We start from the raw sequence: 26,211 nt of genomic DNA, 5'->3' as shown, positions 1-26,211 counted from the left end.
TTCTTCTTCCTTGAGGTGTTCTTCGGTCAGCCGACGCGGCGGCTCCTGCCGGCCCAGAAGGGCTCGCGCAGCTGAAACTTCTGCAGCTTGCCTGCGGCCGAGAGCGGCAGCGCGTCGCGGAACTCCACGCTGCGCGGACACTTGTAGCCGGCAATCTGCTCACGGCAATGCGCGATGACGGCCTCGGCCTCCAGCGCCATGCCTTCGCGCCGCACGATCACCGCGTGCACGCGTTCGCCCCACTTGTCGTCGGGCACTCCGATCACGGCGGACATCAGCACCTGGGGCAGCTGGGCGATGGCGTTCTCGACCTCGGCCGAATACACGTTCTCGCCCCCGCTCACGATCATGTCCTTCATGCGGTCGACCACGAAGACGAAGCCCTCCTCGTCCATGTAGCCGCCGTCGCCGGTGTGCATCCAGCCGCCGCGCAGCGCGGCCTCGGTTTCCTTCGGCTTGTTCCAGTAGCCTTTCATGACCATCGGCCCGCGCGCGACGATCTCGCCGACCTGGCCGAAGGGCACTTCGTTGTCGTCACCGTCGACGATGCGCAGCTCGGCAATCGAGATGGGCGTGCCGGCCGAGCGCAGCAGGCGCTCGCGATCGGGCCCCGGCGCATGGCAATAAGACGGCAGCGCGGTAACCACCGGCGACAGCTCCGTCATGCCGTAGACCTGCGCGAACGCGGTGCCCGGAAAGGCGCGCATGGCCTGGTCGAGCAGCGCGGCGTCGATGGGCGCCGCGCCGTACGACAGCAGGCGCAGGCTCGACAGGTCGAACTCGGCGAAGCGCGGGTGCTCGATCACGCGCTTGATCATGGTGGGCACCAGGAACATCTCGGTGATGCGCGCCGACTGCAGCGTCTGCAGCACCGCCAGTTCGTCGAACACCGGCACCACGTGCACCGGCACCAGCCGCATCAGGCTCTGCAGCGCCACGCCGCAGCCGGCCACGTGGAACATGGGCGCCGCGACGATGGCCGCGGCGTCTTGCGTGTCGCGCGGCAGCGCCGCCACCGTGCCCAGCGCGTTGATGCACAGGCTGCCGTGCGTGAGCATCACGCCCTTGGGCTGGCCGGTGGTGCCGCCCGTGTACATGACGGCGGCAAGCTCGTCGCTGCTGTGCGGCGCGTCTTCGGCGGGGTCGGCGGCGGCGAGCAGCGCCTCGTAGCCGACCATGCCTTCGGGCACCGCGCCGTCGCCGCAATAGACCACGGTGCGCAGGGAGCTGGAGAGCCGGCGCAGCTCGGCGGCCATGGGCGCGAAGACGTCGTCCACCAGCAGGATGCGGGTGTCGCAGTCGTCGAGCGAGTAGGCCACTTCCTTGGGGTTCCAGCGGATGTTGACCGGGTTGATGACGCCGCCGCCCCACCAGGTGCCGAAGAAGTATTCGACGAAGCGGTGCGAGTTGAGGCTCATCATGCCGACCCGGTCGCCCGGCTGCATGCCGAGCTGCCGCAGCACCGCGCCAAGGCGCGCGACGCGGTCGGTGAACCCGGCGAAGTCGAGCCGCGTGGCGCCGCAGACCACGGCGGTGGCCTTGCCCTTTTCGCGCCGGCCCTTGTGCAGGGGTTGGGTGAGGAACATGGGATCTGTCTCCGTTCTCTTTCTTTTCAGGAAGCGCCCAGCGGCGCAATGGCCTCCGCCGCCACGCCCCAGCGGCGCAGCACGGTCGGGCCGTCGTCGTGCGCGGCGGCCGGCGGCACCACCGGCGCGGTGCGGCTGAAGCGCGGCGCGGGCGCGGGCTGCACCACGCCGCCCACGCTGGCGAAGGTGCCGCGCGCCACGTTGTGCGGATGCGCGGGGGCCTCGTCCCAGTCGAGCACGGGGGCGAAGCAGGCGTCGCTGCCTTCGAGCAGCACGCACCATTCGTCGCGCGTGCGGGTGCGGAAGATGTCCGCCATGCGCAGCTTGAGCAGGGGCCAGCGGTCGGCATCCATCTGCGCGTCGAAGGCGGGGTCGTCGGCGATGCCGCAGCGCTCGCGCATCAATGCATAGAACTGCGGCTCGATGGCGCCCACGGCCACGTACTTGCCGTCGGCGCAGGCGTAGGTGTCGTAGAAGTGCGCGCCGCCGTCGAGCATGTTCTCGCCGCGCTGGTTGCTCCACTGCCCGGCCGACTTGAAGCCGTACATCATGGCCGACAGCAGCGCCGCGCCGTCGGTCATGGCGGCGTCGACCACCTGGCCGCGCCCCGACTGCTTCGCCTCGTGCAGCGCGGCCAGGATGCCGAAGGCCAGCAGCATCGCGCCGCCGCCGAAGTCGCCCACGTAGTTGAGCGGCGGCACGGGCGGCTCGCCGGCGCGGCCGATGGCGTGCAGCGCGCCGCTGATCGCGATGTAGTTGATGTCGTGCCCCGCCGCATGCGCCAGCGGGCCGTGCTGGCCCCAGCCGGTCATGCGGCCGTACACCAGGCGCGGGTTCCTCTGGTGGCAGGGCGCGGGGCCCAGGCCCAGCCGCTCCATCACGCCGGGGCGAAAGCCTTCGATGAGCACGTCGGCCTTTTCGATGGCTTCGAGCACCTGTTGCGCCGCGCCTTCCGCGCGCAGGTCGACCTGCAGCGTGCTGCGCCCGCGCGCGAGGATGTCGTGCGGCGCGGTGCGCGTGCCGGGGCGCTCGATGCGCAGCACCTCCGCGCCCATGTCGGCGAACAGCATCGCGCAGAACGGCCCGGGGCCGATGCCCGCCATCTCGATCACCCGTAGTCCCTGCAATGGGCCTGCCATGGCTTGTCTCCTGTTGCTGGGAGCCATCTTGGCGCCTGGGCGGCGGCGCTGCATCGTCCAAAACGACGAATGCGGCGCGCAAGGCGCGTTCGGTCAGCCCGCGGGATTCGCGGCGCGCCACCGCGCCACGCGGCGCAAGTGCCATGCGGGCGGGCCGAACTGGGTCTCGATGAGCGTGGCGCGCCGGAAGTAGTGGCCCACGGCCAGCTCCTCGGTCATGCCCATGCCGCCGTGCATCTGCACCGCGCCCTGCCCCACGGCCCGGCAGGCTTTCGCGACCGCCACCTTGGCGGACGACACGGCGCGCGCGCGCTCGCCGGGAGAGGCGGTGTCTATGGCCTCGCCCACGCTCGCGGTGAGCGCATTGGCCTGCTCCAGCGCCATGTGCATGTCGGCCAGCCGGTGCTGCAGCACCTGGAAGCTGGAGATCGGCACGCCGAACTGCTTGCGCTGGCGCACATAGTCGAGCGTGTCGCGCATCAGCCGGCGCATGACGCCGATGGATTCGGCGCAGACGGCGAGCGTGGCCTCGTCGAGCGCCTGTTCGATCCGCGGCAGCGCCTCGCCTTCGGTGCCGAGCAAGGCATCGGGCGGCACGCGCACGCTGTCGAAGACGATGTCGGCGGCACGCCCGCCGTCGCGCGTGGGGTAGGCGCGCATGCGCAGGCCCGGCGCCTCCCTGGGCACCACGACCAGCGAGAGGCCGTCCGCATCGCCAGGGGCGCCACGGCTGCGCGCAGTGACGATCAGGTGGCTGGCCCACGGCGCGGCCTGCACCACCGCCTTGTGGCAGTCGAGCCGGAAGCCGTCGCCTTCGCGCACGAGACGCGCCTGCACGTCGGCGCGGTCATGCCGGCTTTGCGGCTCGCCGTGCGCAAAGGCCAGCACGGCCTGCCCGGCGACGACGCTCGCGAGCAAGGCATCGGCCTGCGCGCCGGGATGGCGTTGCAGCAGGCCCGCGCCGATGACCATCGTCGACAGGTAAGGCTCCGCCGCGAGCGCGCCGCCCAGCGTTTCCATCAGCGCGAGGTGCGCGGCCATGCCCAAGCCCATGCCGCCGTGCGATTCGGGCAGCGCCGCGCCCAGCAGGTCGAGTTCGCGCGAAAGACCCTGCCAGAACGGCGGCGGCGCATCGCCGGCGTTGGCCAGCGCATGCAGCCGCTGTTCGAAGCCGTGGTGGTTGTCGAGATAGCGCGCAAGGCTGTCGCGCAGCATCGCGAGGGTGTCTTCCTGTTCGGTGCGTGTGTTCATGGCGGTGGCCTCAGCGGGCGAGCAGGTGGCTGGCGACGATGTTGCGCTGCACCTCGTTGGAGCCGGCATAGATGGAAGCGGCGCGGTCGTTGAGGTAGGCAGACATCGAGAACACGGCCTCTTCAGGGATCGGCAGCTCGCCCGCCAGACCGTCGTCCAGCGGCAGGTTGGCGGCGGCGTAGTGGCCGGCGATTTCCACGCCCAGTTCGGTCAGGCGCTGCCGCAGCTCGGAGCCGAGCACCTTGCCCATCGACGGACGGATGCCGTGCGGCTCGCCGCGTGCCTGCGCGCGCAGCGACTGCAGCTCGGTGGCTTCGAGCGCGTCGATGGCGCAGTCCATCCCGGCCAGGCGCAGGGCCATGTCACCGGCCTCGTCGCCGTCATGTCCGGGCCCTGCGAACGCCGCATCGGCCGCCGTGCTCAGGCGGCGCAGGCGCGCTCGCAGCATGGGCGCCCAGGCACCGCCGCGTTCATGCTGCAGCAGGTACTTGGCGATGGTCCAGCCCTGGTTCTCCTCGCCGATCAGCCCTTCGGCGGGCACGCGCACGTCGTCGAAGAACACCTGGTTGAGTTCATGGTCGCCGGAGATGCTGATGATCGGCCGGATGGTGATGCCCGGCGCGGGAATGTCGAAGCACAGGAAGCTGATGCCCTGCTGCGGCTTGCCGCCCGAGGCGGTGCGCACCAGGCAGAACATGCGGTTGGCGTACTGCGCGTGCGTGGTCCAGATCTTGGTGCCGTTGATGACGTAGTGGTCGCCATCTCGCACCGCCTTGCATTGCAGCGAGGCAAGGTCCGAACCGGATTGCGGCTCCGAGTAGCCCTGGCACCAGTAGTCCTCGCCCGAGCAGATGCCGGGCAGCCAGGCGCGCTTCTGCGCCTCGGTGCCGAAGGCGATGATCACCGGCGCGACCATGCCGGGGCCCATGGGCGCACGCGGCGGTGCGTCGGCGGCGGCCAGTTCGCTCGCGAACAGGTAGTGCTGCATCGGCGTCCAGCCGGTGCCGCCGTGCTCCACAGGCCAGTGCGGCACGCTCCAGCCGCGCCTGGCGAGGATGCGGTGCCAGCGGTTGCCGTATTCGTAGTCGGTGAAGATGCCGGAGCAGCGGCGGCCGGCCGTGCGCAGCTCGGGCGTCAGTTCGCGCGCGAGGAAGTCGCGCACTTCGTCTCGGAATGCGGTCTCCGCCGCGCTGAGGGTCCAGGCCATGGTGTCGTCCCGTTGGAATGCACCACGCAGTGTGCGCCCGGAATGCCCCGGGCGGCATCGTCGGATCGGACGAAGATCGAACGGGAACAGCCCTCTCAGGCTGCGATGGCTTCGCGCGTCGCTGGCGCCTTCGACGGCACGGGCATGTGCTGGGCCCAGTCGATGATCTCCAGCCTGCCATCGGCGTGTTCGGCCAATGCGGTGAGGCTTTCGACCCAGTCGCCGTCGTTGCAGTAGAGGATGCCGTCGATGTCGCGCATCTCGGCATGGTGGATGTGGCCGCAGACCACGCCCTGGGCGCCGCGGTTGCGGGCCTCGCGGGCCACGGCGGCCTCGAAGTCGCCCACGTAGCTCACGGCGCGCTTCACCTTGCCCTTGAGGTATTTGGAGAGCGACCAGTAAGGCAGCCCCATGCGCGCGCGCAGCGAATTGAGGTGGCGGTTGAGCTTGAGCGTGAATTCGTAGAGCGAGTCGCCCACGTAGGCCAGCCACTTGGCGCACTGGATCACGCCGTCGAACAGGTCGCCGTGGATGATCCAGAGCTTGCGGCCGTCGGCCGTCTCGTGGATCCATTCATCGGCCACGTCGATGCCGCCGAAGTTGTGGTGCAGGTACTTGCGGGCGAACTCGTCGTGGTTGCCCGGAATGAAGATCACGCGCGTGCCCTTGCGCGCCTTGCGCAGCAGCTTCTGGATCACGTCGTTGTGGGCCTGCGGCCAGTACCAGTGGCGCTTGAGCTGCCAGCCGTCGATGATGTCGCCGACCAGGAACAGGGTCTCGCACTCGGTGTGCTTCAGGAAATCGAGCAGGGCGCGGGCCTGGCAGCCGGGCGTGCCCAGGTGCAGGTCGGAGATCCAGAGGGTGCGGAATTGCAGGGGTGGACGTGCGCGATCTTCGTCCTCGGGGTCGAGGGCCTGGGTCGCGGAGTCGCGCCATGCGCGAAGGAAAGCGTCGTCGCGTTGCATGGACGGGTAGGCTCCCACTGCCCCATGACCGCGCGATGGCACACCCGTGACATCCCGATGACGCGTTGCCGTCCGGCAACGCCACAATCCCGCGATGCGCCCCGGCCAGATCATCGTTCTTGCAACACCCGTCTTCCTTCTTCTTATCGCGATCGAATTCGCGGTGGGCCGCGTGCGTGCCCGCCGGGGCACGGGGCAGGACACCTACCGCCTGGCCGACGCGGTGAACAGCATCGGCCTTGGCATGCTGAGCCAGATCAGCGCGGTGCTCACCGGGCTGCTGCGCATCGGCATCTACACGGCGGTGTATTCGGCGGTGGCACTCTTTCCGCTGGAGGCGGCGCGCGATTTCTGGACCACCTGGTACGGCTGGCTGCTGGCGCTGGTGTTCTACGACTTCTGCTACTACTGGCTGCACCGGATGGGCCACGAGTCGGCGGTGCTGTGGGCGGCGCACGTGGTGCACCACCAGAGCCAGCACTACAACCTGTCGACGGCGCTGCGGCAGACCTCCAGCGGCGCGCTGTTCAGCTGGATCTTCTACCTGCCGATGGCCGTGGCGGGCGTGCCGCCGCTGGTGTTCGGCGTGGTGGCGCTCATCGACCTGCTCTACCAGTTCTGGGTGCACACCGAGCAAGTGGGCAAGCTGGGCTGGTTCGACCGCTGGTTCTGCTCGCCGTCGAACCACCGGGTGCACCACGCGGTGAACGACAACTACCTCGACCGCAACTACGGCGGCATCCTGATCGTGTGGGACCGCATGTTCGGCACCTTCCGCGAGGAAGACGAGCGCTGCGTGTACGGCACGCGCGGCGAGCTGCGCAGCTGGGACCCGCTGTGGGCCAACGCCGAGGTGTACTGGGCGCTGGCCAAGGACTCCTGGCATGCGCGCAGCTGGGCCGACAAGCTGCGCGTGTGGTTCAAGCCGCCGGGCTGGCGGCCGGCAGACGTGGCCGCGCGCTTTCCGAAGCCGGCCTTCGACATCGCCAAGGTCACGCGCTACGAGCCCGAGGTGGGCCGTGGCGTGCAGTGGTTCGCGGGCGTGCAGTTCCTGCTGCTGCTGGCGGGCGTGGCCTTCTTCCTGTGGTTCTCCGACGTCATTCCGCTGCCGCGTGCCGCCGTGTGGCTGGCCGCGTTGACGGCGGCCCTTTGGGCCATCGGCGGCGTGCTGCAGGGGCGGCTGAGCGTGACCGAGGTGCTGTTCATCGAGGCGGCCGCCCTGGCCACGGCGAGCGCGGCGCTGGGCATCGGCTGGCTGCATTTCGTCTTCAAGCCGCTGGCGCTGGCCGTCGCGATCTTCTTCGCGGCCAGGCGTGCGATGGCGGCGGGCGCGGTGACGCTGTTCGATGGGTTCCTGCTCGCCGGGCTGGCCGCTTCGCTCGCGGGCGACGTGCTGCTGATGGGCCCGGCAACGCTGTTCGTGCCCGGGCTCGTGGGCTTCCTGCTGGCGCACCTGGCGTACATCGCGCTGTTCAGCATGGGGGTCGGCATGTTTCCGCGGCGCGGGGTGCTGGCGGCGACGCTGCTGATCGGCGCGGGCATGTACGCGTTCCTCTGGCAGGGCGGGCTGCCCGCGGCCTTGCGGATTCCGGTCGCGGCTTATGTGGTGGTGATCGCCTGCATGGCGGCGCAGGCGATCGGGCGCGCGGCCGTGCTGCACGGCACCGACCCGTCCGCGCGGTGGGTGGCGGCGGGTGCGTGCTTCTTCATGCTGAGCGATTCACTGCTGGCGACGAACCGGTTCGTGACGCCGCTGCCGCTGGCGTCGTTGTGGGTGCTGGGCACGTATTACGCGGCGCAGATGCTGATCGTGCGGCACGCACGGCCAAAGCGTTGACTTTGACTTGCTCCCTCCCCCAGAGGGGGAAGGAGCAAAACCTAATCTACGCAGCGCTGGATTTCCACCGTCGAGTGGCGGATCTCCTCATGCATCGAGAAGCAGGCCCGCACCTGGTCGGCGGTCAGCGTGGGCGAGTGCGTCACCACGGTGAGCGCACAGGCGTAAGCCTCGCGGCCCACGCGCCACACGTGCAGGTCGGCCACGCGGGTTTCCGAATCGGCCAGCAGGGTCTCGACGCCTTCGCGGATTTCCTCAGTCACCGGGTGATCCATCTCGCGGTCGAGCAGCACCTTGCCGGTTTCCTTCAGCAGCCCCTTGGCCCAGACCGCCACCAGCACCGCGCCGACGATGCCCATCACCGGGTCGAGCCAGGCCCAGCCGTAGAACCAGCCGCCCAGCAGCGCCGCGATGGCCAGCACCGATGTGGCGGCGTCGGCCACCACGTGGATGTAGGCGGAGCGCAGGTTCAGGTCGTGCCCGTGGCCATGGTCGTGGTGGTCGTGCGCATGCCCGTGGTCGTGCCCGTGATGATGGTGCGCCCCGCCCAGCAGCCTCGCGCAGACGAGGTTGACCACCAGCCCCAGCACCGCCACCGAGATCGCCTCGGGGTAGTGGATGGCCGCAGGCGACCACAGCCGCTCCAGCGAGCCCACCACCATCAGCACCGCAATGCCCAGCAGCGCCAGCGCGCTGGCAAAGCCGCCGAGCACTTCGATCTTCCAGGTGCCGAAGGCGAAGCGCGGATCGCGCGCATAGCGCCGCGAGGCGGCATAGGCAAAGGCGCTCAGGCCGATGGCAAGCGCGTGCGAACTCATGTGCCAGCCGTCGGCCAGCAGCGCCATCGAGTTGAACCACCACCCTGCGCCGATCTCGATCACCATCATCACGGCGGTGATCCACATCACGAGGCGCGTGCTGCGCTCTGCGGAGGTGTTGTCCGCGCCGAACTGGTGGTCGTGCCGCCAGGCGCTCAGGTCATGGGTGTGCATGCGGTGCTCAGGCTCCAAACAGGTCGGGAACGTCGCCCCGGCCAGAGGGAGGCGCCACGCCGAGGTGGCGGTAGGCCGCCAGCGTGGCGATGCGCCCGCGCGGCGTGCGTTGCAGGTAGCCCTGCTGGATGAGGTAGGGCTCGATCACGTCCTCGATGGTGTCGCGCTCCTCGCCGATGCTGGCCGCGACGTTGTCCAGGCCGACCGGGCCGCCGTCGAAGCGGTGGATCACGGCCTCGAGCAGCTTGCGGTCCATCAGGTCGAAGCCCTGGGGATCGACGTCGAGCATGGCCAGCGCCTTGTGCGCGATTTCTTCGGTGATGCGGCCGTTGCCCTTGACCTCGGCGTAGTCGCGCACGCGGCGCAGCAGCCGGTTGGCGATGCGGGGCGTGCCGCGCGAGCGGCGGGCGATCTCGAAGCCGCCGGCGGTGTCGGTCTCCACCTTGAGCAGGCCGGCACTGCGGTGCACGATCAGCGCCAGTTCCTCGGGCGTATAGAACTCCAGCCGCGCCACGATGCCGAAGCGGTCGCGCAGCGGGTTGGTCAGCATGCCGGCGCGGGTGGTGGCACCCACCAGCGTGAAGGGCTGCAGGTCGAGCTTGATGCTGCGCGCCGCCGGGCCTTCGCCGATCATGATGTCGATCTGATAGTCCTCCAGCGCGGGGTACAGGATTTCTTCGACGACCGGGCTCAGCCGGTGGATCTCGTCGATGAAGAGCACGTCGTTGGGCTCCAGGTTGGTCAGCAGCGCCGCCAGGTCCTTGGGCTTCTCGAGCACCGGGCCGGATGTCTGGCGCAGGTTCACGCCCAGTTCGGCCGCGATGATGTGCGACAGCGTGGTCTTGCCCAGGCCGGGCGGGCCGAACAGCAGCACGTGGTCGAGCGCCTCTTTGCGCTTGCGCGCGGCGCCGATGAAGATCTCGAGCTGCTCGCGCACCTTGGCCTGGCCGACGTACTCGTCCAGCAGCTTGGGGCGCAGTGCCCGCTCTATCGCCTCTTCGTTGGGCGATGCGGGGGCTGCGGACACCACGCGTTGGGGAGCGGGCGCGAAATCGTCTGTCTGGATAGTCATGAGAGAGGGTTTTTCGCCTACGAGTTTAGTACCTGCACACTGGCAGAATGCTCCGGCCACATAACAAACGAGGGGAAGCCAGCACGTGTCGATCTACGAACTGAAGCCGCGTTTCCAGGCCCTGCTGCGGCCGCTGGTGGTCCGCCTGCATGCGATGGGCGTGACCGCCAACCAGGTCACGCTGGCGGCATGTGTCGTGTCGGTGGTGCTCGGGCTCTGGCTCTTCTTCGCCGCGCCCTCGCCGGCGGCCTTCGCGCTCATTCCGCTGTGGATGTTCCTGCGCATGGCCTTCAACGCCATCGACGGCATGCTGGCACGCGAGCACAACCAGCAGAGCAAGCTGGGCGCGTTCCTCAACGAACTGACCGACGTGGTTTCCGACGCCGCGCTGTACCTTCCCTTCGCGCTGGTGGCGCCGTTCAGCGGCTTCTGGGTCGGCACGGTGATCGTGCTGGCCGGCCTGAGCGAATTCGCCGGGGCGCTCGGCCCCACGGTGGGCGCCTCGCGCCGCTACGACGGCCCGCTGGGCAAGAGCGACCGGGCCTTCGTGTTCGGCGCGCTCGGCCTCTATGTGGCGCTGGGCTGGCCGTTGCCGGGCTGGACGGCCTGGCTGATGCCGCTGCTGGCGGCGTTGGTGGCCTGGACCATCGTCAACCGCATCCGCCGCGCGCTGGCCGAGGCCGAGGCGGGCACCGCCGCCAGCCACTGACACAGAACAAGACACACAGGGATTCAATGACCGACATCACCCAACGCGTTCCGCACGAACACCATTTCCAGACGCACGACGGCGAATCGCTGTTCTACCGCCACTGGCCCGCCACCAGTGGCACACGGCGCGGCGCCATCCTGCTGTTCCACCGAGGCCATGAGCACGGCGCGCGCATGGCGCACCTGGTCGACGAGCTGGACCTGCCCGACTTCGACTTCTTCGCCTGGGACGCGCGCGGCCACGGCCGCTCCCCGGGCCAGCGCGGCTACAGCCCCAGCTTCGGCACCTCGGTGCGCGACGTTCAGACCTTCGTGCAGCACATCGGCACCGCGCACGGCGTGCCCGAGCACGACATCCACGTGGTCGCACAGAGCGTGGGCGCGGTGCTGATCGCCACCTGGGCGCACGACTACGCGCCCAAGGTGCGCGGCCTCACGCTCGCCTCGCCGGCCTTCAAGGTCAAGCTGTATGTGCCGTTCGCGCGGCCCGGCCTGGCGCTGATGCACAAGCTGCGCGGGCTGTTCTTCGTCAACAGCTACGTGAAGGCCAAGTTCCTCACGCACGACCCCGCGCGCATCGCCAGCTACGAGAGCGACCCGCTCATCAGCCGGCCCATCGCGGTCAACATCCTGCTGGGCCTGTACGAGGCGGCCGACCGCGTGGTGGCCGATGCCAATGCGATCACGCTGCCGGTGCAGCTGCTCATCTCGGGCGCCGACTGGGTGGTGCACCACAAGCCGCAGCACCAGTTCTTCGAGCGGCTGGGCAGCGCGGTGAAGACCAAGACCGAGCTGCCGGGCTTCTTCCACGACACGCTGGGCGAGAAAGACCGTGCGCCGGCGGTGGCACAGATCCGCGAATTCATCCTGCAGCGCTTCGACGAGCCAGCCGTGCCGGTCGACCGACGCGAGGCGCACCTGAGCGGCGACACGGCCGACGAGTCGCGCGCGCTGGCCGAGCCGCTGTCGCCCCTGTCGCCGCGCGGCGCCTACTGGGCCATGACCCGCGCCGGGCTGAAGCTGGGCGGCAAGATGTCCGAAGGCATCAAGCTGGGCCACGAGACAGGCTTCGACTCCGGCAGCACGCTCGACTACGTGTACCGCAACCAGCCCAGGGGCGGCTCGTTCATCGGCCGCTCGATCGACAAGACCTACCTGGAATCGATCGGCTGGCGCGGTATCCGCCAGCGCAAGATCCACGTCGAGGAGCTGCTGCGCATCGCGATGGAGCGGCTGGCCGAGATGCACCGCGAGGTGCGCGTGATGGACATCGCCGCCGGCCACGGCCGCTACGTGCTCGACGCGGTGCTCGCCAGCCCCGTCAAGGCCAGCTCGATCCTGCTGCGCGACTACAGCGACATCAACGTGCGCGACGGCCGCGCGCTCATCGCCGAGAAGGGGCTGGAAGACGTCGCCCAGTTCGTGCAGGCCGACGCCTTCGACCGCATGAGCCTCGCGAGCGTGACGCCCCGGCCCACGCTGGCGGTGGTGTCGGGCCTGTACGAGCTGTTCCCCGACAACGAGATGGTGCGCCGCTCGCTCGCGGGCGTCGGCGACGCGGTGGAAGACCGCGGCTACCTGGTCTACACCGGCCAGCCCTGGCATCCACAGCTCGAGATGATCGCGCGCGCCCTCACCAGCCACCGCCAGGGCGAGGCCTGGGTGATGCGCCGCCGCACCCAGTACGAGATGGACCAGCTGGTGGAAGAAGCGGGCTTCCGCAAGATCGACCAGCGGGTCGACGAGTGGGGCATCTTCACGGTTTCGCTGGCGGTGCGCGTCACGCAATGAACGCCCGGCTGGCACGACGGCCCTGGAAGCGCGCCGCCGCATGGCTGGTGTTCCTAGGGCCGTTGTTCTATGCGACCTACGGCTTCGCCAACTGGTGGGCGACCACGCGGGCCAACGTGCCATCGATGGCTTTCGACTGGGAGCGGCAAATACCGTTCTGGCCGTGGACGATCTTTCCGTACTGGACGATCAACGTCTTCTACGCGCTCTCGCTGTTCCTCGCGCGCAGCAAGCGCACGCTCGACCGGCATGCGCTGCGGCTGGTGACGGCCACGCTGGTGGCCTGCACCTGCTTCATCCTCTGGCCGCTGCACTTCAGCTTCGGGCAGCCGCCGGTCGACGGGGCGCCTGCCTTCCTGTTCAACGCGCTGCGCGGCTTCGACCAGCCGTTCAACCAGGCACCGTCGCTGCACATCGCGCTGGCAGTGATCCTGTGGGACTGGTACCGGCAGTTCATCCGTCCCCTGTGGGGGCGGCTGGTGCTGCATGTGTGGGCCTTCGCCATCTGCGCGTCGGTGCTCACGACGTGGCAGCACCACTTCATCGACATTCCGACCGGCGCGCTGCTCGGGCTGTTCTGCGTGTGGCTATGGCCGCTGGAGCGCGTGGTGTCGATGCCGCGCGCGTGGCGCGTCACCCGCGACCCGCAGCGATGGAAGCTGGCGGGTTTCTATGCAGTGGGCGCGGCGCTGTTCCTTGCGGCTGCGCTGTACGGCGGCGCTGTCTTGGCCATTGCGCTGTGGCTGGCGTGGCCGGCCGCAGCGCTCGCGCTGGTGGCGCTCGACTACATCGGCTTCGGCGCGCGCGGTTTCCAGATGGACGGGCATGGCCGCATGGGCTGGGCCGCGCGCTGGCTGTTCGCGCCCTATCGCCTGGGCGCCGCCATCAACGCCTGGCTCTGGACGCGCAAGCTGCCGGCTTCAGTCGAGGTGGTGCCCGGCCTGCGGCTGGGCCGCCGGCCGACGCACGCCGAATGGCTCGCGGCCGGCCAGCCCCGGCTGGTGAGCCTGTGCGCCGAGCTGCAGTTGCCGCCCGGCGTGCCGCATGCGCGCTGCGTGCCCCTGCTCGACCTGACGGTGCCGCCGCCGGTGCGGCTGCAGCGCGCGGCGGCGGTCATCGAAGGGCAGCGCCGCGTTGCCGATGGCGCAACGGTGTGGGTGTGCTGCGCGCTCGGCTTCTCGCGCAGCGCCGCCGCGGTAATCGCCTGGCTGGACCGCTACGGCGCGGCCGGCGGCGTCGCGCAGGCCGAAGACGCGGTGCGCCGCGCACGTCCGCAGATCGTGCTGCGGCGGGCATGGCGCGTATCGCTGGAGGCCCTGAACCCTGCGGCGGAGGAGCGCATCCATGACTGACAACGACCGCGCCACCTGCGCCACGCTGGCCGGACTGCTGCGCGCCGCTGCCGTGCTGGCCTTGTGGGGCTTCGCGCTGACATGCATCGCGGCGCTGGTGCTCGCGCTGACGCTGCGCTCGCTCTCGACCACCGCCACCATGAGCCTCGGCGCCGTCGTGATCCTCGGTGCACTGGAGCGCTACTTTTTATTCCGGCTGCGCTTCGACGAAGCGCTGTTCGACGGGCTTTCGAAAGGCCGCATCGCGTCGCTCGATGCGCTCGACAGCGCACTGTCGGCCCTCGGCCTGCGCGAGACACAGCAACAGCAGCAACAGCAGCCACGCACCACCCGGCCGCTCCACGACCGTGCGGCCGGCACCCGCCAACTCATGCAGCGCCATGCCATCGTGGTGGCCTGCCAGAGCACCATGTTCCTCCTTGCCTTGATGACACAGGACATCTCTTGACCGAAGCAGACAACAACAAGAACGACAAGCCGCCGACCGAAAGCACGGTGCTGCGGCGCGGGCTCGCCGTGGTGGCGGGCAAGCTCATCATCGGCGCGGCCGGGCTGCTGACCGGCGTGCGCGCCATCTGGTCGGGCACGAGCCCCAAGGCCGAGCAGACGCTGTACTTCGCCAACCACACGAGCCACGGCGACTTCGTGCTGCTTTGGGCCACGCTGCCGCCCGACCTGCGCGCCCTCACGCGGCCGGTGGCGGGCCAGGACTACTGGGAAGCCTCCAAGCTGCGCAACTTCATCGGCAAGGACGTGTTCAACGCGCTCATGATCCGGCGCGACGGCTCGGGCCAGGGCGGCAACCCGGTCGACCAGATGAAGGAGGCGCTGGAAGGCGGCGACTCGCTCATCATGTTCCCCGAGGGCACGCGCAACACCGGCGACGACATCCTGCTGCCGCTCAAGAGCGGCCTCTTTCACCTGGCGCGCGCCTGCCCCAACGTGCGGCTGGTGCCGGTGTGGATCGAGAACCTCAAGCGCGTGCTGCCCAAGGGCGTGCTGCTGCCGATTCCGCTGGCCTGCACGGTGCGCTTCGGTACGCCGATCACGCTGGCCGAAGGCGAGGACAAGGTGTCGTTCCTGGCACGGGCGCGCGCCGCCATGCTCGACATGCGCCCCGAATACGACCGCGAGCCCGAACAAGAAAAAACAAAGACGACGACGCCATGAACATCTCCGCTTCCACCCAGACCACGCTGGAGCTGTTCGGCGGCGTCGCCGGCGTGCTGATTCTGGCCTCGGCCATCGGCGCATTGCTCAAGTGGCGCGTGGCGCACGGCCAGCCCAACTCGGTGATCGACAACCTCAACGCGCGGGTCAACGCGTGGTGGGTGATGGTGGCGGTGATCGGCATTGCCTTTGCCTTCGGCAAGGGCGGCGTGATCGTGCTGTTCTACCTGATCTCCTTCTATGCGCTGCGCGAGTTCATCAGCCTGGCCTACACCCGGCGCGGCGACCACGGCGCGATCGCGCTGGCCTTCTACCTCGCGCTGCCGGGGCAGTACTTCCTGATCTGGATCGACTGGTACGGGCTCTACGCGATCTACATCCCGGTCTATGCCTTCCTGCTGCTGCCCATTCTTGCGGCGGTGGGTGGCGACACGCAGCGCTTCCTGGAGCGCACCTCGAAGATCCAGTGGGGCCTGATGGTGTGCGTGTTCTGCATCAGCCACGTGCCAGCGCTGCTGACGCTGCAGATCCCTGGCTTCGAGGGCCGCAACCTGCTGCTGATCGCCTTCCTGGTGATCGTGGTGCAGGGCAGCGACGTGCTGCAGTACGTGTGGGGCAAGCTCTTCGGCAAGCGCAAGGTGGCGCCCGAGCTGTCGCCTTCCAAGACCTGGGAAGGCCTGATCGGCGGCGTGGCGAGCGCCACCGCGCTGGGCGCGGCGCTCTACTGGGCCACGCCCTTCAACCCGTGGCAGGCGGCGCTGATGGCGCTCACCATCTGCCTCATGGGCTTCTTCGGCGGGCTGGTGATGTCGGCCATCAAGCGCGACCGCGGCGTGAAAGACTGGGGCTCGATGATCGAGGGCCACGGCGGCATGCTCGACCGGCTGGACTCGGTGATCTTCGCGGCACCCATCTACTTCCACGCGCTGCGCTACTGGTGGGTGCCGTGAGCACGAACAAGCAGGCGGTGGCGACAGAGCGCGTGGCGCACGACACGCCGGTGGAGTGCACCAACGCCGAGTCGTGGACGCGCTGGCTCAAGCGCCACCACGCCACCGCCGCCGGCGTGTGGCTGCGCATCGCGAAGAAGGACAGCGGCATCGCCTCCATCGACCACCCCGCCGCGCTCGAAGAAGCGCTGTGCTGGGGCTGGATCGACGGCCAGCGCAAGAGCGACGACGCGCAATACTTTCTGCAGCGCTTCACGCCGCGCACCAGGCGCAGCATCTGGTCGCAGATCAACCGCACCAAGGTGCTGAAGCTCATCGACGAAGGCCGCATGCAGCCCGCCGGGCTGGCCGAGATCGAGCGCGCAAAGGCCGACGGACGATGGGACGCGGCCTACGAAGCCTCGAGCACGGCCACCGTGCCGCCCGACCTGCAGGCCGCACTCGATGCGAACAAGAAGGCCGCGAAGTTCTTCGCCGCGCTGGATGCGCGCAACCGCTTCGCCGTGCTGTTCCGCATCCAGGGTGCGAAGAAACCCGAGACCCGCGCGCGCCGCATCGCGCAGTTCGTCGAGATGCTGGCCAAGGGCGAGAAGATCCACCCCTGAAACCGAACTGCACCAACGAGCGGTCAGTCGTCGTCCATGGACCGTGACCGGCCGAACCAGAAGCCCACGATCAGGCCGACCGTGCCGAAGCCGATGGCGATCCAGAGACTCAGGAAGGTGAAGACGTTGTAGCGTCCGGGCTGCTGCGCGAGCGCGCTCGCCAGTTCGGGCTCGTACAAGCCGCCAAGCCCCCGTGCGGCGGCGAAGTCGAAGCCTGCCGAACCGAGGAAGTTGAGCGTCAGCAACAACGGCAGGATGGTCAGCAGCGGAAACCACGCGCCGCGCACCTTGCGCCACGACATCAACTGCGCCGCCACGAACAACGCCACGCCGACACCGATCAGCCCCAGCACGAAGCGGTCGCGCGCCAACGGAAGCAGCCATGGCCAGACCCATTGCAGCGGATAGAGCGGCCATTCCGCCTGCGGCGCCAGGCCGCCGGGGCGCGCAAAGGCCTGCCAGCCCAGCGCGAGGGTGACGCGCCCCACCAGCGCGGAGGCGCAGGCTACGGCCGCGACGCTCAGGCAGCCGATGCGCAATGGCGATGAGCGCGGCTGCGCAACGGCATGCGACGGCAGAATGGGCAACGGAAATTTTCCCGGCCGCCAGACCTGCTTCACTACCGTGACCGGCGGCGGCGCCACCGCCAGCGCGCCGCGCACCAGCCAGTCGACGGCGAAGATCGCCAGCGCAAATGCCATCGCGGCCGTCAGCCAGGCGCAGGCGCCCGGCATGTCGACGAAGCCGATCGGCGTGAACATCGGCAGGTTGCCGTACACGAGGCCCGCGCAGCCGTAGGCCAGCAGGATCGGCACGCAGCCGACATGGGCTGCGCGCATCAGCAGTTCGTCGCTGCGGACCGACTCCTGGCGCAGCGCCTGGACGCGTGACCAGGCGCCGCGCAGGCTCACTTGGCCAGCGACTTCAGCGCGAGCTTGATGCCCTCGCTCACCGTCGCATCCTTGGGCAGCGCCTTGAGCGCGAGCGCGGCTTCCTTGTCGCTGTAGCCCAGCGCGATCAGCGCCTGCAGGATGTCGGCCTGCGCATCGGAGGCCGCATGAGCAGGCAGGCCGATGTCGGCGCCCAGCTTGCCCTTGAGCTCCAGCAGCAGCCGCTCGGCGGTCTTCTTGCCGATGCCCGGGATCTTCACGAGCCGGCCCAGCTCCTGGGTGGTGATCGCCTGCGCCAGCTCGCCCACGCTCATGCCCGAGAGCAGGCCCAGCGCGGTGCGCGGCCCCACGCCGGTGATCTTGATGAGCTGGCGAAAAGCCGCACGCTCCTCGGCGGTACCGAAGCCGTAGAGAATCTGCGCGTCCTCGCGCACGACGAAGTGCGTGAGCAGCGACACCTTCGCGCCGACGTTCGGCAGGTTGTAGAACGTGCTCATCGGCACATCGACCTCGTAGCCGACCCCGTTGCAGTCCACCACCACCTGCGGCGGGTTGCGTTCAGCGAGAGTGCCAGTGAGTTTGCCTATCATTGGCTCCCCCCCGTTGCTTGCTCACTTCGTGTAGCCGCTTCCCCCCTCCAGGGGGCAACACCGGCGGCCCGGCAAAGCCGGTTCCGCGGTGCTTCCCGCCTTGGACTGCGTTTTTTCGAGCGTGGCTGGTCTTGCATGGGCTGCCAATTAGATGGAAATGGATACCGCGTGATTCTGCGACACACCTTTACCCCACTGAACAATTCGCGCCTCGGCCACCTGTGCGGACCTCTGGACGCGCACCTGCGCCGCATCGAGGAAGCGCTGGGCGTGAAGATCGCGCACCGCCACGAGCAGTTCAAGGTCGACGGCACCAAGGCCGGCGCCCAGCGCGCCATGGACGTGCTGCAGGCGCTGTATGAAATCGCCCAGCGGCCGATCGACGCGGCCGTGGTGCAGCTCACGCTGGCCGGCGACGGCTCGATGCTCGAGGGCGACGACGACATCGCGATGCTCGTCACCCGCCGCACCGACCTGCGCGCGCGCACCCCCACCCAGGCGGTGTACTTGGACAACATCGCCAAGCACGACATCACCTTCGGCATCGGCCCGGCCGGCACCGGCAAGACCTACCTCGCGGTGGCCTGCGCGGTCGACGCGCTGGAGCGCGCGGCGGTGCAGCGCATCGTGCTGACGCGCCCAGCCGTGGAAGCGGGCGAGCGGCTCGGCTTCCTGCCCGGCGACCTGACGCAGAAGGTCGACCCCTACCTGCGCCCGCTGTACGACGCGCTCTACGACCTGATGGGCTACGAGAAGGTGCAGAAGGCCTTCGAGCGCAATGCGCTGGAGATTGCGCCGCTGGCCTTCATGCGCGGGCGCACGCTGAACAACGCCTTCGTGATCCTCGACGAGGCGCAGAACACCACGCCCGAGCAGATGAAGATGTTCCTCACGCGCATCGGCTTCGGCGCCCGCGCGGTGGTCACGGGCGACGTGAGCCAGATCGACCTGCCCAAGCAGCAGCTCAGCGGCCTGATCGACGCCGAACGCGTGCTCAAGCGGGTGAACGGCATCGCCATGACGCACTTCACCAGCGCCGACGTGGTGCGCCACCCGCTGGTGGCGAAGATCGTCGACGCCTACGACGGCCAGCGCAAGCGCGCGGGAGCACACTGAGATGGCGCTCCCCGCACTCTCCCTGTCGCTGCAGTTCGGCCGTTTCAAGGGCGTGGAGCGGCATCGCGCCGCATTGCCGCGCCACAGCGTGACGCGCTGGATCCGCCATGCGCTCGACATCGACGGCGAGATCACCGTGCGCATCGTCGATGCCGAGGAGGGCCAGCGCCTGAACCGCGAGTTCCGCGGCAAGGACTACGCCACCAACGTGCTGACCTTCGACTATGCGCAAAGCCCGCTGGTGATGGCCGACCTAGTGCTGTGCGCGCCGGTGGTAGCGCGCGAGGCCAAGGAAAACCGCAAGACCCTGGCCGACCACTATGCGCACCTGCTGGTGCACGGCACCCTGCATGCGCAGGGCTGGGATCACGAGACCAGCGAGGCCGACGCCGACGAGATGGAGGCCTACGAGATCGAGATCCTCGCTGGGCTGGGCATCCGCAGCCCGTACGGCAAGTAGTTGGATAGCAGGCGCTACGCCGTCATCTGCAGCGGGATCGTCACCGGCCCGTCGTTCAGCAGGTGCACCTGCATGTCCGCGCCGAATTCGCCGGTGGCCACCACCGGGTGCGCGGCACGGGCCTGCGCCACGAAGTATTCGTAGAGCCGGCGCCCCTCGTCAGGCGGGGCCGCCTGGGTGAAGCTGGGACGGTTGCCGCCGCTCGCGTCGGCCGCCAGCGTGAACTGGCTCACCACCAGCAGGCCGCCGCCGATGTCCTGCACGCTGCGGTTCATCTTGCCGGCCTCGTCGGCAAAGATGCGCAGCTTGAGGATCTTGGCGAGCATGCGGTCGGCCAGCGCATCGACGTCGCCGCGCTCGGCGCACAGCAGCACGAGCAGGCCGGAATCGATGGCGCCGACGGTGCGGCCCGAAATGTCGACGCGTGCATGGGCGACACGCTGGAGAACGGCTTTCATGGGGGGTGATGTTCGCCGGCCTGGGTGGCGCGGGCTTCCATGGTCAGGGGCAGGAGCTGGATGGTGACGCGCAGGCCCGGCACGGCGTCCATCAGGGACTGCTCGAGCTGGTCGCGCATGCTGGCGGCGTGCTGCAGCGTCCAGTCGCCGGGCACGTGCATGTGGAGATCGGCAAAGCGGCGCTGGCCGGCGCTGCGCGTCACCATGTCGTCGAAGCGCAGCAGGGTGCCTTCGGGCAAGCGGGCGGCGAAGGCGTCGAGCGTGGCGCGCACGGTGGCGAGCGTCTCGGGGTCGAGCGCCCGGTCCATGAGCCCCTGAGACGAGCGCCACACCAGCTTCGCGCCCTCGCGCACGATGTTGAGCGCCACGCCGATGGCCAGCACCGGGTCGAGCCAGAGCCAGCCGCTGAGCTGCACGCCGACGATGCCGATCACCACCGCGGCCGAGGTCCAGACGTCGGTCATCAGGTGGCGGCCGTCGGCCTCCAGGGCGATGGAGCGACGTTCGCGGGCCGCCCGGAACAGCATCATGGCCAGCGCGGCGTTGAAGCCCGAGCTCACGACCGACAGCGCCAGGCCCCAGCCCACCTGCTCCAGCGGCTGCGGCGACAGCAGCCGCTGCACCGACACCCAGAGGATCGCGATGGCCGCGCCGACGATCAGGATGCCCTCGAAGCCGGAGGAGAAGTACTCGGCCTTGTGGTGGCCGTAGGGATGCTCGTCGTCGGCCGGACGCTCGGCGATGGTCACCATGGCCAGCGCGAACATGGCGCTGGCGAGGTTGACGAAGGACTCCATCGCATCCGAGATCAGGCCCATCGAATTGGTGATGTAGCCGGCCATCCCCTTGAGCACGATGGTGATCAGGGCGACCGCGACGGAGAGGCGAAGCAGGGTCTTGGGGGTCAGCGTCATGCGGGATCGGCGGTGAATTTGGACGAATGACCACGCGAAAAGCGGTAATAGGCCGCAAGATCCGACTGAATTTTCGGCCTCGTGTCCATATGTAACGCCTTCGCCTTAATATTTGTGACCATTGCGAAACAATCTCTCGCAGAAAAGTCAGGATGATGAAAAAAATCGTGATCGCCTTGTGCGGCCTCGCCATTGTGGGCTCGGCCGCGATGGCCCAGACGCCCGCCGCCGAACCGAAGGCGGGCTTCGTGAAGTCCGTGCGCGGCAGCGTTCAACTGCTCGATGCGGGCGGTGCCGTTCGCAACGCCAAGCCCGGCGATGCGCTGGGCGCGGTGGACCGCATCGTCACCGGGCCCGATTCTTCGGCCTCCGTGGTGATGCGCGACGACACCACGCTGGTGGTCGGCCCCGCTTCACGGCTCGACCTGAAGGAATTCCATTTCGACGGCACCACGCACGAAGGCGGCATGCTGCTGTCGCTGCTGCGCGGCTCGATGCGCATGATCACGGGCCTGATCGGCAAGACCAACCCCGACGCAGTGCGGGTCGAGACCCAGACCGCCACCATCGGCATCCGTGGCACCGATTTCATCGTTCAAGCAGACGGCCGGCCATGAAAAACCGTTTTGCCTTTCTCCCCACCCTCGGTCTCGGCATGGCCGCGCTGACGGCGCTGTCCCTCGTTGCATGTTCGACCCCCGGCACACGCGTGGTGCTGCTGCCGCAGGACGACGGCAAGCCTTCAGCCGTGGTTGTGCGCGTCAAGGACGGTGAAGAAGTCCTGTCCAAGCCCTACCAGCGCGCCACCGCAGCGGTGGGCGCCAGCGGCGCCCCGGTCGTCGACCAGGCCGACGCTGCCAAGGTGCAGGCGGAAAACAGGCAGCTGTTCGAAATGCGCCCGCCGCCGCCGAAGCGCTACACGGTGTACTTCGAACTCGGCGGCACCACGCTCACGGCGTCTTCGCAGCTGACCTTGTCGGAGGCGCTGGCCGAAGCGCAGGCGCGCAGCGGCAGCGACGTCGTCGTCACCGGCCACACCGACACCAAGGGCACGATCGAGCAGAACGACCAACTCTCGCGCCGGCGCGCGCAGGAAGTGGTTCAGCTGCTGGTGGAGCGCCAGTTCCCGTCGAGCCGCATCGAGGCTGTCGGGCGCGGCGAGCGCGAACTGGCGGTGCAGACCGCGGACGACGTGGACGAGCCGCGCAACCGGCGCGTCACCATCGAAGTCCGCTAGGGCCGGTCAGCTCAGCGTCACGCGCGCGAACTTGCGCTTGCCGACCTGCACCACGTAGCTGCCCGCGGGCAGCTTCAGCGCCTTGTCGCTGACCACGGCGGAGTCGATCCGCACGCCGCCGCCGTCGATCAGGCGGTTGCCCTCCGAAGTCGACGGCGCCAGGTTGGCCTGCTTGAGCACCTGGGCGATGCCCAGCGGGGCGCCGCTCAATGCCACTTCGGGAATCTCGTCCGGCACGCCGCCCTTGCTGCGGTTGATGAAATCCTGCTCGGCCGCCTCGGCCGCCGCCGCGCTGTGGAAGCGCGCGGTGATTTCCTTGGCCAGCGCAACCTTGGCGTCCTTGGGATTGCGGCCGCCTTCGATCTCGGCCTTCAGCGCCGCGATCTGCTCGAGCGACTGGAAGCTCAGCAGCGTGTACCAGCGCCACATCAGGTCGTCGGAAATCGACAGCACCTTGGCGAACATGGTGTTGGCGTCTTCGCTGATGCCGATGTAGTTGTTCTTGCTCTTCGACATCTTCTCGACGCCGTCGAGGCCTTCCAGCAGCGGCATAGTCAGTATGCACTGCGGCTCCTGGCCGTATTCCTGCTGGAGGTGGCGGCCGACGAGCAGGTTGAACTTCTGGTCGGTGCCGCCCAGTTCGAGGTCGCTCTTGAGCGCGACCGAGTCGTAGCCCTGCATCAGCGGGTAGAGGAATTCGTGCACCGAAATCGACTGGCCAGCCTTGAAGCGCTTGTTGAAGTCGTCGCGCTCCATCATGCGGGCGACCGTGTACTTGGCGGCCAGCTGGATCATGCCGCGGGCGCCCAGCGGGTCGCTCCACTCGGAGTTGTATCGAATCTCGGTCTTCTCGGGGTCCAGCACCAGGCTGGCCTGCTTGTAATAAGTCTGGGCGTTGACCTCGATCTGCTCGCGGGTGAGCGGCGGGCGGGTGTTGTTCCGGCCGGAGGGGTCGCCGATGGTGCTGGTGAAGTCGCCGATCAGGAAGATCACCCGGTGGCCCAGGTCTTGCAGCTGGCGCATCTTGTTGAGCACCACCGTGTGGCCGATGTGGATGTCCGGCGCGGTCGGGTCCAGGCCGAGCTTGATGCGCAGCGGCGTCCCGGTGGCTTCGGAGCGCTGCAGCTTGCGCACCCATTCGTCCTGCGGCAGCAGTTCGTCAGCGCCCCGGAGGGAGATTTCGAGCGCGCGTCCTACACTATTTGAGAGGCTCATGGATGTAACAGATTCGGCCTTTACGGGCTTTTTTGGCTGACTTTTGGGGTGCCGAAGCTATACTCAGCCCGACTTTTCAAGCGCCGGATTCTAAGCGGCGCTTTTTTCCGCACCGTCTCCTGCCGCCCTGAACGTACTGGGCCTTGCAGCACGGATTTGCAGAACCTGAGCTGGAATTCAAGTTTGATCAACGGCATTCTTGCCGCCGAGGAGCTCCTTGCTTCCCGCGTGGCTTACACATTCCGGACGTACCCCAAGCAGATCACCGCAGTCATCGCGGCTGCCTTGCTGAGCGCCGGCACCCTCGCGGTGGCATCGCTCGGCCCGGATGCATCCGACCTCCCCGTGCGCCAGATCCTGGAAGCCACGGCACCTGTTTCCGTGGCCGACCAGAGCGAAGCACTGGAAAGCTTCAGCTTCACGCTGTTCCGCACCGACGTCACCCGCTCGAGCGACACGGCCGAGGCGCTGCTGAAGCGCCTGGGCATTTCCGACCCCGCCGCCACCGCCTTCGTGCGCGGCAACGTCGAGGCCCGCAACGCGCTGTTCTCGCGCGCCGGCCGCACCGTGACGGCCGAGGCCACGCAGGAAAACCAGCTCAAGAAGCTCAGCGCCCGCTGGATTCCGGACGGCGACGGCGGCTTCAAGCGCTACGTCATCGAACGCACGCCAACCGGCTTTGCCGGCGTGACCGAGCGCGACGCCCTCACCGCAGGCACGCGCCTGGCGAGCGGCACCATCCGCACCTCGCTGTTCGCAGCCACCGACGACTCGCGCATCCCCGACGCGGTGGCGAGCCAGCTGGCCGACATCTTCGCGGGCGACGTCGACGTGCGAAACCTGCGCAAGGGCGACCGCTTCGCCGTGGTCTACGAGACCCTGGAAGCCGATGGCCAGGCGCTGCGCAGCGGCCGCGTGCTCTCGGCCGAGTTCGAGAACAACGGCAAGATCCATCAGGCCGTGTGGTTCCAGCCCCCGGGCGCGGGCCAGAAGGGCAGCTACTACCGCCCGAACGGCGACAGCCTGCGCAAGGCCTACCTGGCGACGCCGGTCGAGTTCTCGCGCGTGTCCAGCGGTTTCGCGATGCGCATGCACCCGATCCTGAACAGCTGGCGCCAGCACAACGGCATCGACTACGCGGCGCCCACGGGCACCTCGGTGCGCACGGTCGGCGACGGCACGGTCGATTTCGCGGGCACGCAGAACGGCTACGGCAACATCGTCATCATCAATCACCGCAACAACCAGCAGACGGCGTACGCCCACCTGAGCCGCATCGACGTCAAGGCCGGCCAGAGCGTGAGCCAGGGCCAGACGATCGGCGCCGTGGGCATGACCGGCTGGGCCACCGGCCCGCACCTGCACTTCGAATTCCGCGTGGGCGGGGTCTACCAGAACCCGACGTCCATCGCGCAGGAAGGCGGCGCACCGATCACCGCGGCCATGCGCCCGGCCTTCGAACGCATCGCCGTCGGTGCCCGCACCGAACTGGCGGCAGCCTTCTCCGTCATCCAGGCCAGCGCGGACTGAGCACGCGCGGCGGCCCTTCTTTCTTGACCTGACTACAGGATGGCCGCCGAACTCTTCATCGGCCTGATGTCGGGCACATCGCTCGACGGCGTCGACGGCGTGCTCGCCGATCTTTCAGGCGGCCGCATCGCGGTGCGGTCCTACGCCACGGCCGGCTTCCCCGTGGCACTGCGCGCCGAGTTGCTCGCACTCAATACTCCCGGCGACAACGAACTGCACCGCGCGGCACTGGCCGGCAACGGGCTTGCAAGAGCCTATGCCGGCGTGGTCCGGCAACTGCTGGCGGACAGTGGCACAAACGCCAGCGCCGTCACCGCCATCGGCGCGCACGGACAGACGGTGCGCCACCGGCCGCTGGAGTTCGACGAGGTCGGCTACACACTCCAGATCAACAACCCCTCGCTGCTGGCCGAGCTGACGGGCATCGACGTGGTCGGCGACTTCCGCAGCCGCGACCTCGCTGCCGGCGGCCAGGGTGCGCCACTGGTGCCGGCCTTTCACCGCGCGCTGTTCGCCCGCGCCGGCGAGCCGGTCGCGGTGCTGAACATCGGCGGCATCTCGAACCTGAGTCTGCTGCCGCCCGCCGATGCACCCGAAGGCGCGATCGTGCTCGGCTTCGACTGCGGCCCCGGCAACGGGCTGATGGACCATTGGTGCCAGGCGCACCAAGGCCAGCCCTTCGACCGCGACGGACAGTGGGCCGCCAGCGGGCAGATGCTGCCCGGCCTGCTCGCGCAACTGCTGGCCGATCCCTACTTCGGCAAGGCACCGCCCAAGAGCACGGGACGCGACCTGTTCAATCCGGACTGGCTGGCCGCGCAACTAGGCACCACGGCCGTGCCGCCCGCCGACGTGCAGGCGACGCTGGCCGAGCTGACCGCGAGCGCCTGCGCGGCCGACCTGCGCAGCCATGGAAAGGACGCCAGGTTGCTGATCGTCTGTGGCGGCGGCGCGCTGAACGGCCATCTGCTGGGCCGCCTGCGTGCGCTGCTGCCCGGCGTCAGCGTGGAAGCGTCGACCGAACACGGCCTGCCGCCCCAGCAGGTCGAGGCCGCGGCCTTTGCCTGGCTGGCCCGTGCCACCGTTCGGCGCGAGCCCGGGAACCTTGCCAGCGTGACCGGCGCGCGCGGGGCGCGGGTGCTGGGCGCCATCTACCCCGCCTACCCCGCCTGA

26 protein-coding genes are annotated in these 26,211 nt (G+C 68.8%); 14 read left to right on the top strand and 12 right to left on the bottom strand.

What is annotated here, in order from left to right:
- Positions 1-26: 26 nt before the first annotated feature.
- The 5 genes from ACWV14_RS05095 to ACWV14_RS05075 all read right to left on the bottom strand — a co-directional run bounded on the left by ACWV14_RS05095 (position 27) and on the right by ACWV14_RS05075 (position 6,148).
- Positions 27-1,586, bottom strand: a complete 1,560-nt coding sequence (locus ACWV14_RS05095; protein ID WP_454906238.1) for an acyl-CoA synthetase — start codon at positions 1,584-1,586, stop codon at positions 27-29.
- Between the two features lie 26 nt (positions 1,587-1,612).
- Positions 1,613-2,725 (bottom strand): CaiB/BaiF CoA transferase family protein, encoded by a 1,113-nt coding sequence (locus ACWV14_RS05090; protein ID WP_454906240.1) that lies wholly within the window; start codon positions 2,723-2,725, stop codon positions 1,613-1,615.
- 93 nt (positions 2,726-2,818) lie between these two features.
- Positions 2,819-3,976, bottom strand: a complete 1,158-nt coding sequence (locus tag ACWV14_RS05085) for an acyl-CoA dehydrogenase family protein (RefSeq protein WP_454906241.1) — start codon at positions 3,974-3,976, stop codon at positions 2,819-2,821.
- Between the two features lie 10 nt (positions 3,977-3,986).
- Positions 3,987-5,183, bottom strand: coding sequence for an acyl-CoA dehydrogenase family protein (locus ACWV14_RS05080; protein WP_454906243.1), 1,197 nt, complete (start codon positions 5,181-5,183; stop codon positions 3,987-3,989).
- A 95-nt stretch (positions 5,184-5,278) separates the two neighbouring features.
- Positions 5,279-6,148 carry a UDP-2,3-diacylglucosamine diphosphatase gene (locus tag ACWV14_RS05075; RefSeq protein WP_422084915.1) on the bottom strand — a complete coding sequence of 290 codons (870 nt, stop codon included), beginning with the start codon at positions 6,146-6,148 and terminating at the stop codon, positions 5,279-5,281.
- Between the two features lie 94 nt (positions 6,149-6,242).
- Here ACWV14_RS05075 and ACWV14_RS05070 point away from each other — a divergent pair, with 94 nt between their 5' ends.
- Complete coding sequence (locus ACWV14_RS05070) at positions 6,243-7,985, top strand: lysoplasmalogenase family protein (RefSeq protein WP_454906246.1); 1,743 nt, start codon at positions 6,243-6,245, stop codon at positions 7,983-7,985.
- Positions 7,986-8,026: 41 nt separating this feature from the next.
- Here the strand turns inward: ACWV14_RS05070 and dmeF are convergent, their stop codons facing one another.
- Both dmeF and ruvB read right to left on the bottom strand, forming a co-directional pair.
- On the bottom strand, positions 8,027-8,977 hold the full coding sequence (dmeF, locus tag ACWV14_RS05065) for a CDF family Co(II)/Ni(II) efflux transporter DmeF (protein WP_454906248.1): 951 nt from the start codon (positions 8,975-8,977) through the stop codon (positions 8,027-8,029).
- A gap of 7 nt (positions 8,978-8,984) precedes the next feature.
- Positions 8,985-10,049 carry a Holliday junction branch migration DNA helicase RuvB gene (gene ruvB, locus ACWV14_RS05060; protein ID WP_422084912.1) on the bottom strand — a complete coding sequence of 355 codons (1,065 nt, stop codon included), beginning with the start codon at positions 10,047-10,049 and terminating at the stop codon, positions 8,985-8,987.
- An 85-nt stretch (positions 10,050-10,134) separates the two neighbouring features.
- On the opposite strand from ruvB, the gene ACWV14_RS05055 reads away from it, so the two are divergent.
- From ACWV14_RS05055 to ACWV14_RS05025, 7 genes are read left to right on the top strand one after another with little or no spacing between them, the layout of a single operon-like run.
- On the top strand, positions 10,135-10,758 hold the full coding sequence (locus ACWV14_RS05055) for a CDP-alcohol phosphatidyltransferase family protein (RefSeq protein WP_454906250.1): 624 nt from the start codon (positions 10,135-10,137) through the stop codon (positions 10,756-10,758).
- A gap of 26 nt (positions 10,759-10,784) precedes the next feature.
- A complete protein-coding gene (locus ACWV14_RS05050; RefSeq protein ID WP_454906252.1) occupies positions 10,785-12,551 on the top strand; it encodes a bifunctional alpha/beta hydrolase/class I SAM-dependent methyltransferase in 1,767 nt (588 codons plus the stop codon).
- Positions 12,548-13,903, top strand: coding sequence for a phosphatase PAP2/dual specificity phosphatase family protein (locus tag ACWV14_RS05045; protein WP_454906253.1), 1,356 nt, complete (start codon positions 12,548-12,550; stop codon positions 13,901-13,903). Before ACWV14_RS05050 ends, ACWV14_RS05045 begins: the two co-directional genes overlap by 4 nt.
- Positions 13,896-14,351, top strand: coding sequence for a hypothetical protein (locus ACWV14_RS05040; RefSeq protein ID WP_454906254.1), 456 nt, complete (start codon positions 13,896-13,898; stop codon positions 14,349-14,351). The genes ACWV14_RS05045 and ACWV14_RS05040 overlap by 8 nt, the downstream gene beginning before the upstream one ends.
- The gene (locus ACWV14_RS05035) at positions 14,348-15,073 is read left to right on the top strand and encodes a lysophospholipid acyltransferase family protein (protein ID WP_454906256.1); all 726 of its coding nucleotides are present in this window, start codon (positions 14,348-14,350) and stop codon (positions 15,071-15,073) included. The genes ACWV14_RS05040 and ACWV14_RS05035 overlap by 4 nt, the downstream gene beginning before the upstream one ends.
- On the top strand, positions 15,070-16,023 hold the full coding sequence (locus tag ACWV14_RS05030; protein WP_081269701.1) for a phosphatidate cytidylyltransferase: 954 nt from the start codon (positions 15,070-15,072) through the stop codon (positions 16,021-16,023). Before ACWV14_RS05035 ends, ACWV14_RS05030 begins: the two co-directional genes overlap by 4 nt.
- The gene (locus ACWV14_RS05025) at positions 16,011-16,628 is read left to right on the top strand and encodes a YdeI/OmpD-associated family protein (RefSeq protein ID WP_454906258.1); all 618 of its coding nucleotides are present in this window, start codon (positions 16,011-16,013) and stop codon (positions 16,626-16,628) included. Before ACWV14_RS05030 ends, ACWV14_RS05025 begins: the two co-directional genes overlap by 13 nt.
- A 23-nt stretch (positions 16,629-16,651) precedes the next feature.
- On the opposite strand, the gene ACWV14_RS05020 is transcribed toward ACWV14_RS05025, so the two are convergent.
- Together ACWV14_RS05020 and ruvA are read right to left on the bottom strand one after the other, a co-directional pair.
- Positions 16,652-17,539 (bottom strand): hypothetical protein, encoded by an 888-nt coding sequence (locus tag ACWV14_RS05020; RefSeq protein ID WP_454906260.1) that lies wholly within the window; start codon positions 17,537-17,539, stop codon positions 16,652-16,654.
- On the bottom strand, positions 17,536-18,108 hold the full coding sequence (gene ruvA / locus ACWV14_RS05015) for a Holliday junction branch migration protein RuvA (protein ID WP_106936759.1): 573 nt from the start codon (positions 18,106-18,108) through the stop codon (positions 17,536-17,538). Before ruvA ends, ACWV14_RS05020 begins: the two co-directional genes overlap by 4 nt.
- A 168-nt stretch (positions 18,109-18,276) precedes the next feature.
- Here ruvA and ACWV14_RS05010 point away from each other — a divergent pair, with 168 nt between their 5' ends.
- A complete protein-coding gene (locus ACWV14_RS05010) occupies positions 18,277-19,224 on the top strand; it encodes a PhoH family protein (RefSeq protein ID WP_454906263.1) in 948 nt (315 codons plus the stop codon).
- A gap of 1 nt (position 19,225) precedes the next feature.
- Positions 19,226-19,684, top strand: a complete 459-nt coding sequence (gene ybeY / locus ACWV14_RS05005) for an rRNA maturation RNase YbeY (protein ID WP_454906265.1) — start codon at positions 19,226-19,228, stop codon at positions 19,682-19,684.
- Between the two features lie 14 nt (positions 19,685-19,698).
- Here the strand turns inward: ybeY and dtd are convergent, their stop codons facing one another.
- Positions 19,699-20,142: a D-aminoacyl-tRNA deacylase gene (gene dtd / locus ACWV14_RS05000; protein ID WP_106936757.1), complete on the bottom strand. Its 444-nt coding sequence runs from the start codon at positions 20,140-20,142 to the stop codon at positions 19,699-19,701.
- The gene (locus ACWV14_RS04995) at positions 20,139-21,056 is read right to left on the bottom strand and encodes a cation diffusion facilitator family transporter (protein WP_454906267.1); all 918 of its coding nucleotides are present in this window, start codon (positions 21,054-21,056) and stop codon (positions 20,139-20,141) included. Before ACWV14_RS04995 ends, dtd begins: the two co-directional genes overlap by 4 nt.
- Positions 21,057-21,211: 155 nt before the next feature.
- Between ACWV14_RS04995 and ACWV14_RS04990 the strand changes: the two genes are divergently transcribed.
- Together ACWV14_RS04990 and ACWV14_RS04985 are read left to right on the top strand one after the other, a co-directional pair.
- Positions 21,212-21,673, top strand: a complete 462-nt coding sequence (locus tag ACWV14_RS04990) for a FecR family protein (RefSeq protein WP_455240196.1) — start codon at positions 21,212-21,214, stop codon at positions 21,671-21,673.
- Complete coding sequence (locus ACWV14_RS04985; protein ID WP_454906271.1) at positions 21,670-22,293, top strand: OmpA family protein; 624 nt, start codon at positions 21,670-21,672, stop codon at positions 22,291-22,293. Before ACWV14_RS04990 ends, ACWV14_RS04985 begins: the two co-directional genes overlap by 4 nt.
- 6 nt (positions 22,294-22,299) lie before the next feature.
- Here ACWV14_RS04985 and tyrS read toward each other — a convergent pair whose 3' ends face one another.
- A complete protein-coding gene (gene tyrS / locus ACWV14_RS04980) occupies positions 22,300-23,508 on the bottom strand; it encodes a tyrosine--tRNA ligase (protein WP_454906273.1) in 1,209 nt (402 codons plus the stop codon).
- A 183-nt stretch (positions 23,509-23,691) separates the two neighbouring features.
- Here tyrS and ACWV14_RS04975 point away from each other — a divergent pair, with 183 nt between their 5' ends.
- Both ACWV14_RS04975 and ACWV14_RS04970 read left to right on the top strand, forming a co-directional pair.
- Positions 23,692-25,038, top strand: coding sequence for a peptidoglycan DD-metalloendopeptidase family protein (locus ACWV14_RS04975; RefSeq protein WP_454906275.1), 1,347 nt, complete (start codon positions 23,692-23,694; stop codon positions 25,036-25,038).
- Positions 25,039-25,077: 39 nt separating this feature from the next.
- A complete protein-coding gene (locus ACWV14_RS04970) occupies positions 25,078-26,211 on the top strand; it encodes an anhydro-N-acetylmuramic acid kinase (RefSeq protein WP_454906277.1) in 1,134 nt (377 codons plus the stop codon).

Source organism: Variovorax durovernensis, from assembly GCF_977011995.1.
The sequence above is the reverse complement of the archived record's forward strand: the minus strand, read 5'-3'. Positions and strand labels throughout refer to the sequence as shown.

What these genes read in the sequence shown, in the direction of transcription:
- ACWV14_RS05095 (WP_454906238.1), bottom strand. Translation starts at nt 1,586, where the DNA reads ATGTTCCTCACCCAACCCCTGCACAAGGGCCGGCGCGAAAAGGGCAAG.
- ACWV14_RS05090 (WP_454906240.1), bottom strand. Translation starts at nt 2,725, where the DNA reads ATGGCAGGCCCATTGCAGGGACTACGGGTGATCGAGATGGCGGGCATC.
- ACWV14_RS05085 (WP_454906241.1), bottom strand. Translation starts at nt 3,976, where the DNA reads ATGAACACACGCACCGAACAGGAAGACACCCTCGCGATGCTGCGCGAC.
- ACWV14_RS05080 (WP_454906243.1), bottom strand. Translation starts at nt 5,183, where the DNA reads ATGGCCTGGACCCTCAGCGCGGCGGAGACCGCATTCCGAGACGAAGTG.
- ACWV14_RS05075 (WP_422084915.1), bottom strand. Translation starts at nt 6,148, where the DNA reads ATGCAACGCGACGACGCTTTCCTTCGCGCATGGCGCGACTCCGCGACC.
- ACWV14_RS05070 (WP_454906246.1), top strand. Translation starts at nt 6,243, where the DNA reads ATGCGCCCCGGCCAGATCATCGTTCTTGCAACACCCGTCTTCCTTCTT.
- dmeF (WP_454906248.1), bottom strand. Translation starts at nt 8,977, where the DNA reads ATGCACACCCATGACCTGAGCGCCTGGCGGCACGACCACCAGTTCGGC.
- ruvB (WP_422084912.1), bottom strand. Translation starts at nt 10,049, where the DNA reads ATGACTATCCAGACAGACGATTTCGCGCCCGCTCCCCAACGCGTGGTG.
- ACWV14_RS05050 (WP_454906252.1), top strand. Translation starts at nt 10,785, where the DNA reads ATGACCGACATCACCCAACGCGTTCCGCACGAACACCATTTCCAGACG.
- ACWV14_RS05045 (WP_454906253.1), top strand. Translation starts at nt 12,548, where the DNA reads ATGAACGCCCGGCTGGCACGACGGCCCTGGAAGCGCGCCGCCGCATGG.
- ACWV14_RS05040 (WP_454906254.1), top strand. Translation starts at nt 13,896, where the DNA reads ATGACTGACAACGACCGCGCCACCTGCGCCACGCTGGCCGGACTGCTG.
- ACWV14_RS05030 (WP_081269701.1), top strand. Translation starts at nt 15,070, where the DNA reads ATGAACATCTCCGCTTCCACCCAGACCACGCTGGAGCTGTTCGGCGGC.
- ruvA (WP_106936759.1), bottom strand. Translation starts at nt 18,108, where the DNA reads ATGATAGGCAAACTCACTGGCACTCTCGCTGAACGCAACCCGCCGCAG.
- ybeY (WP_454906265.1), top strand. Translation starts at nt 19,226, where the DNA reads ATGGCGCTCCCCGCACTCTCCCTGTCGCTGCAGTTCGGCCGTTTCAAG.
- dtd (WP_106936757.1), bottom strand. Translation starts at nt 20,142, where the DNA reads ATGAAAGCCGTTCTCCAGCGTGTCGCCCATGCACGCGTCGACATTTCG.
- ACWV14_RS04995 (WP_454906267.1), bottom strand. Translation starts at nt 21,056, where the DNA reads ATGACGCTGACCCCCAAGACCCTGCTTCGCCTCTCCGTCGCGGTCGCC.
- ACWV14_RS04990 (WP_455240196.1), top strand. Translation starts at nt 21,212, where the DNA reads ATGAAAAAAATCGTGATCGCCTTGTGCGGCCTCGCCATTGTGGGCTCG.
- ACWV14_RS04985 (WP_454906271.1), top strand. Translation starts at nt 21,670, where the DNA reads ATGAAAAACCGTTTTGCCTTTCTCCCCACCCTCGGTCTCGGCATGGCC.
- tyrS (WP_454906273.1), bottom strand. Translation starts at nt 23,508, where the DNA reads ATGAGCCTCTCAAATAGTGTAGGACGCGCGCTCGAAATCTCCCTCCGG.
- ACWV14_RS04970 (WP_454906277.1), top strand. Translation starts at nt 25,078, where the DNA reads ATGGCCGCCGAACTCTTCATCGGCCTGATGTCGGGCACATCGCTCGAC.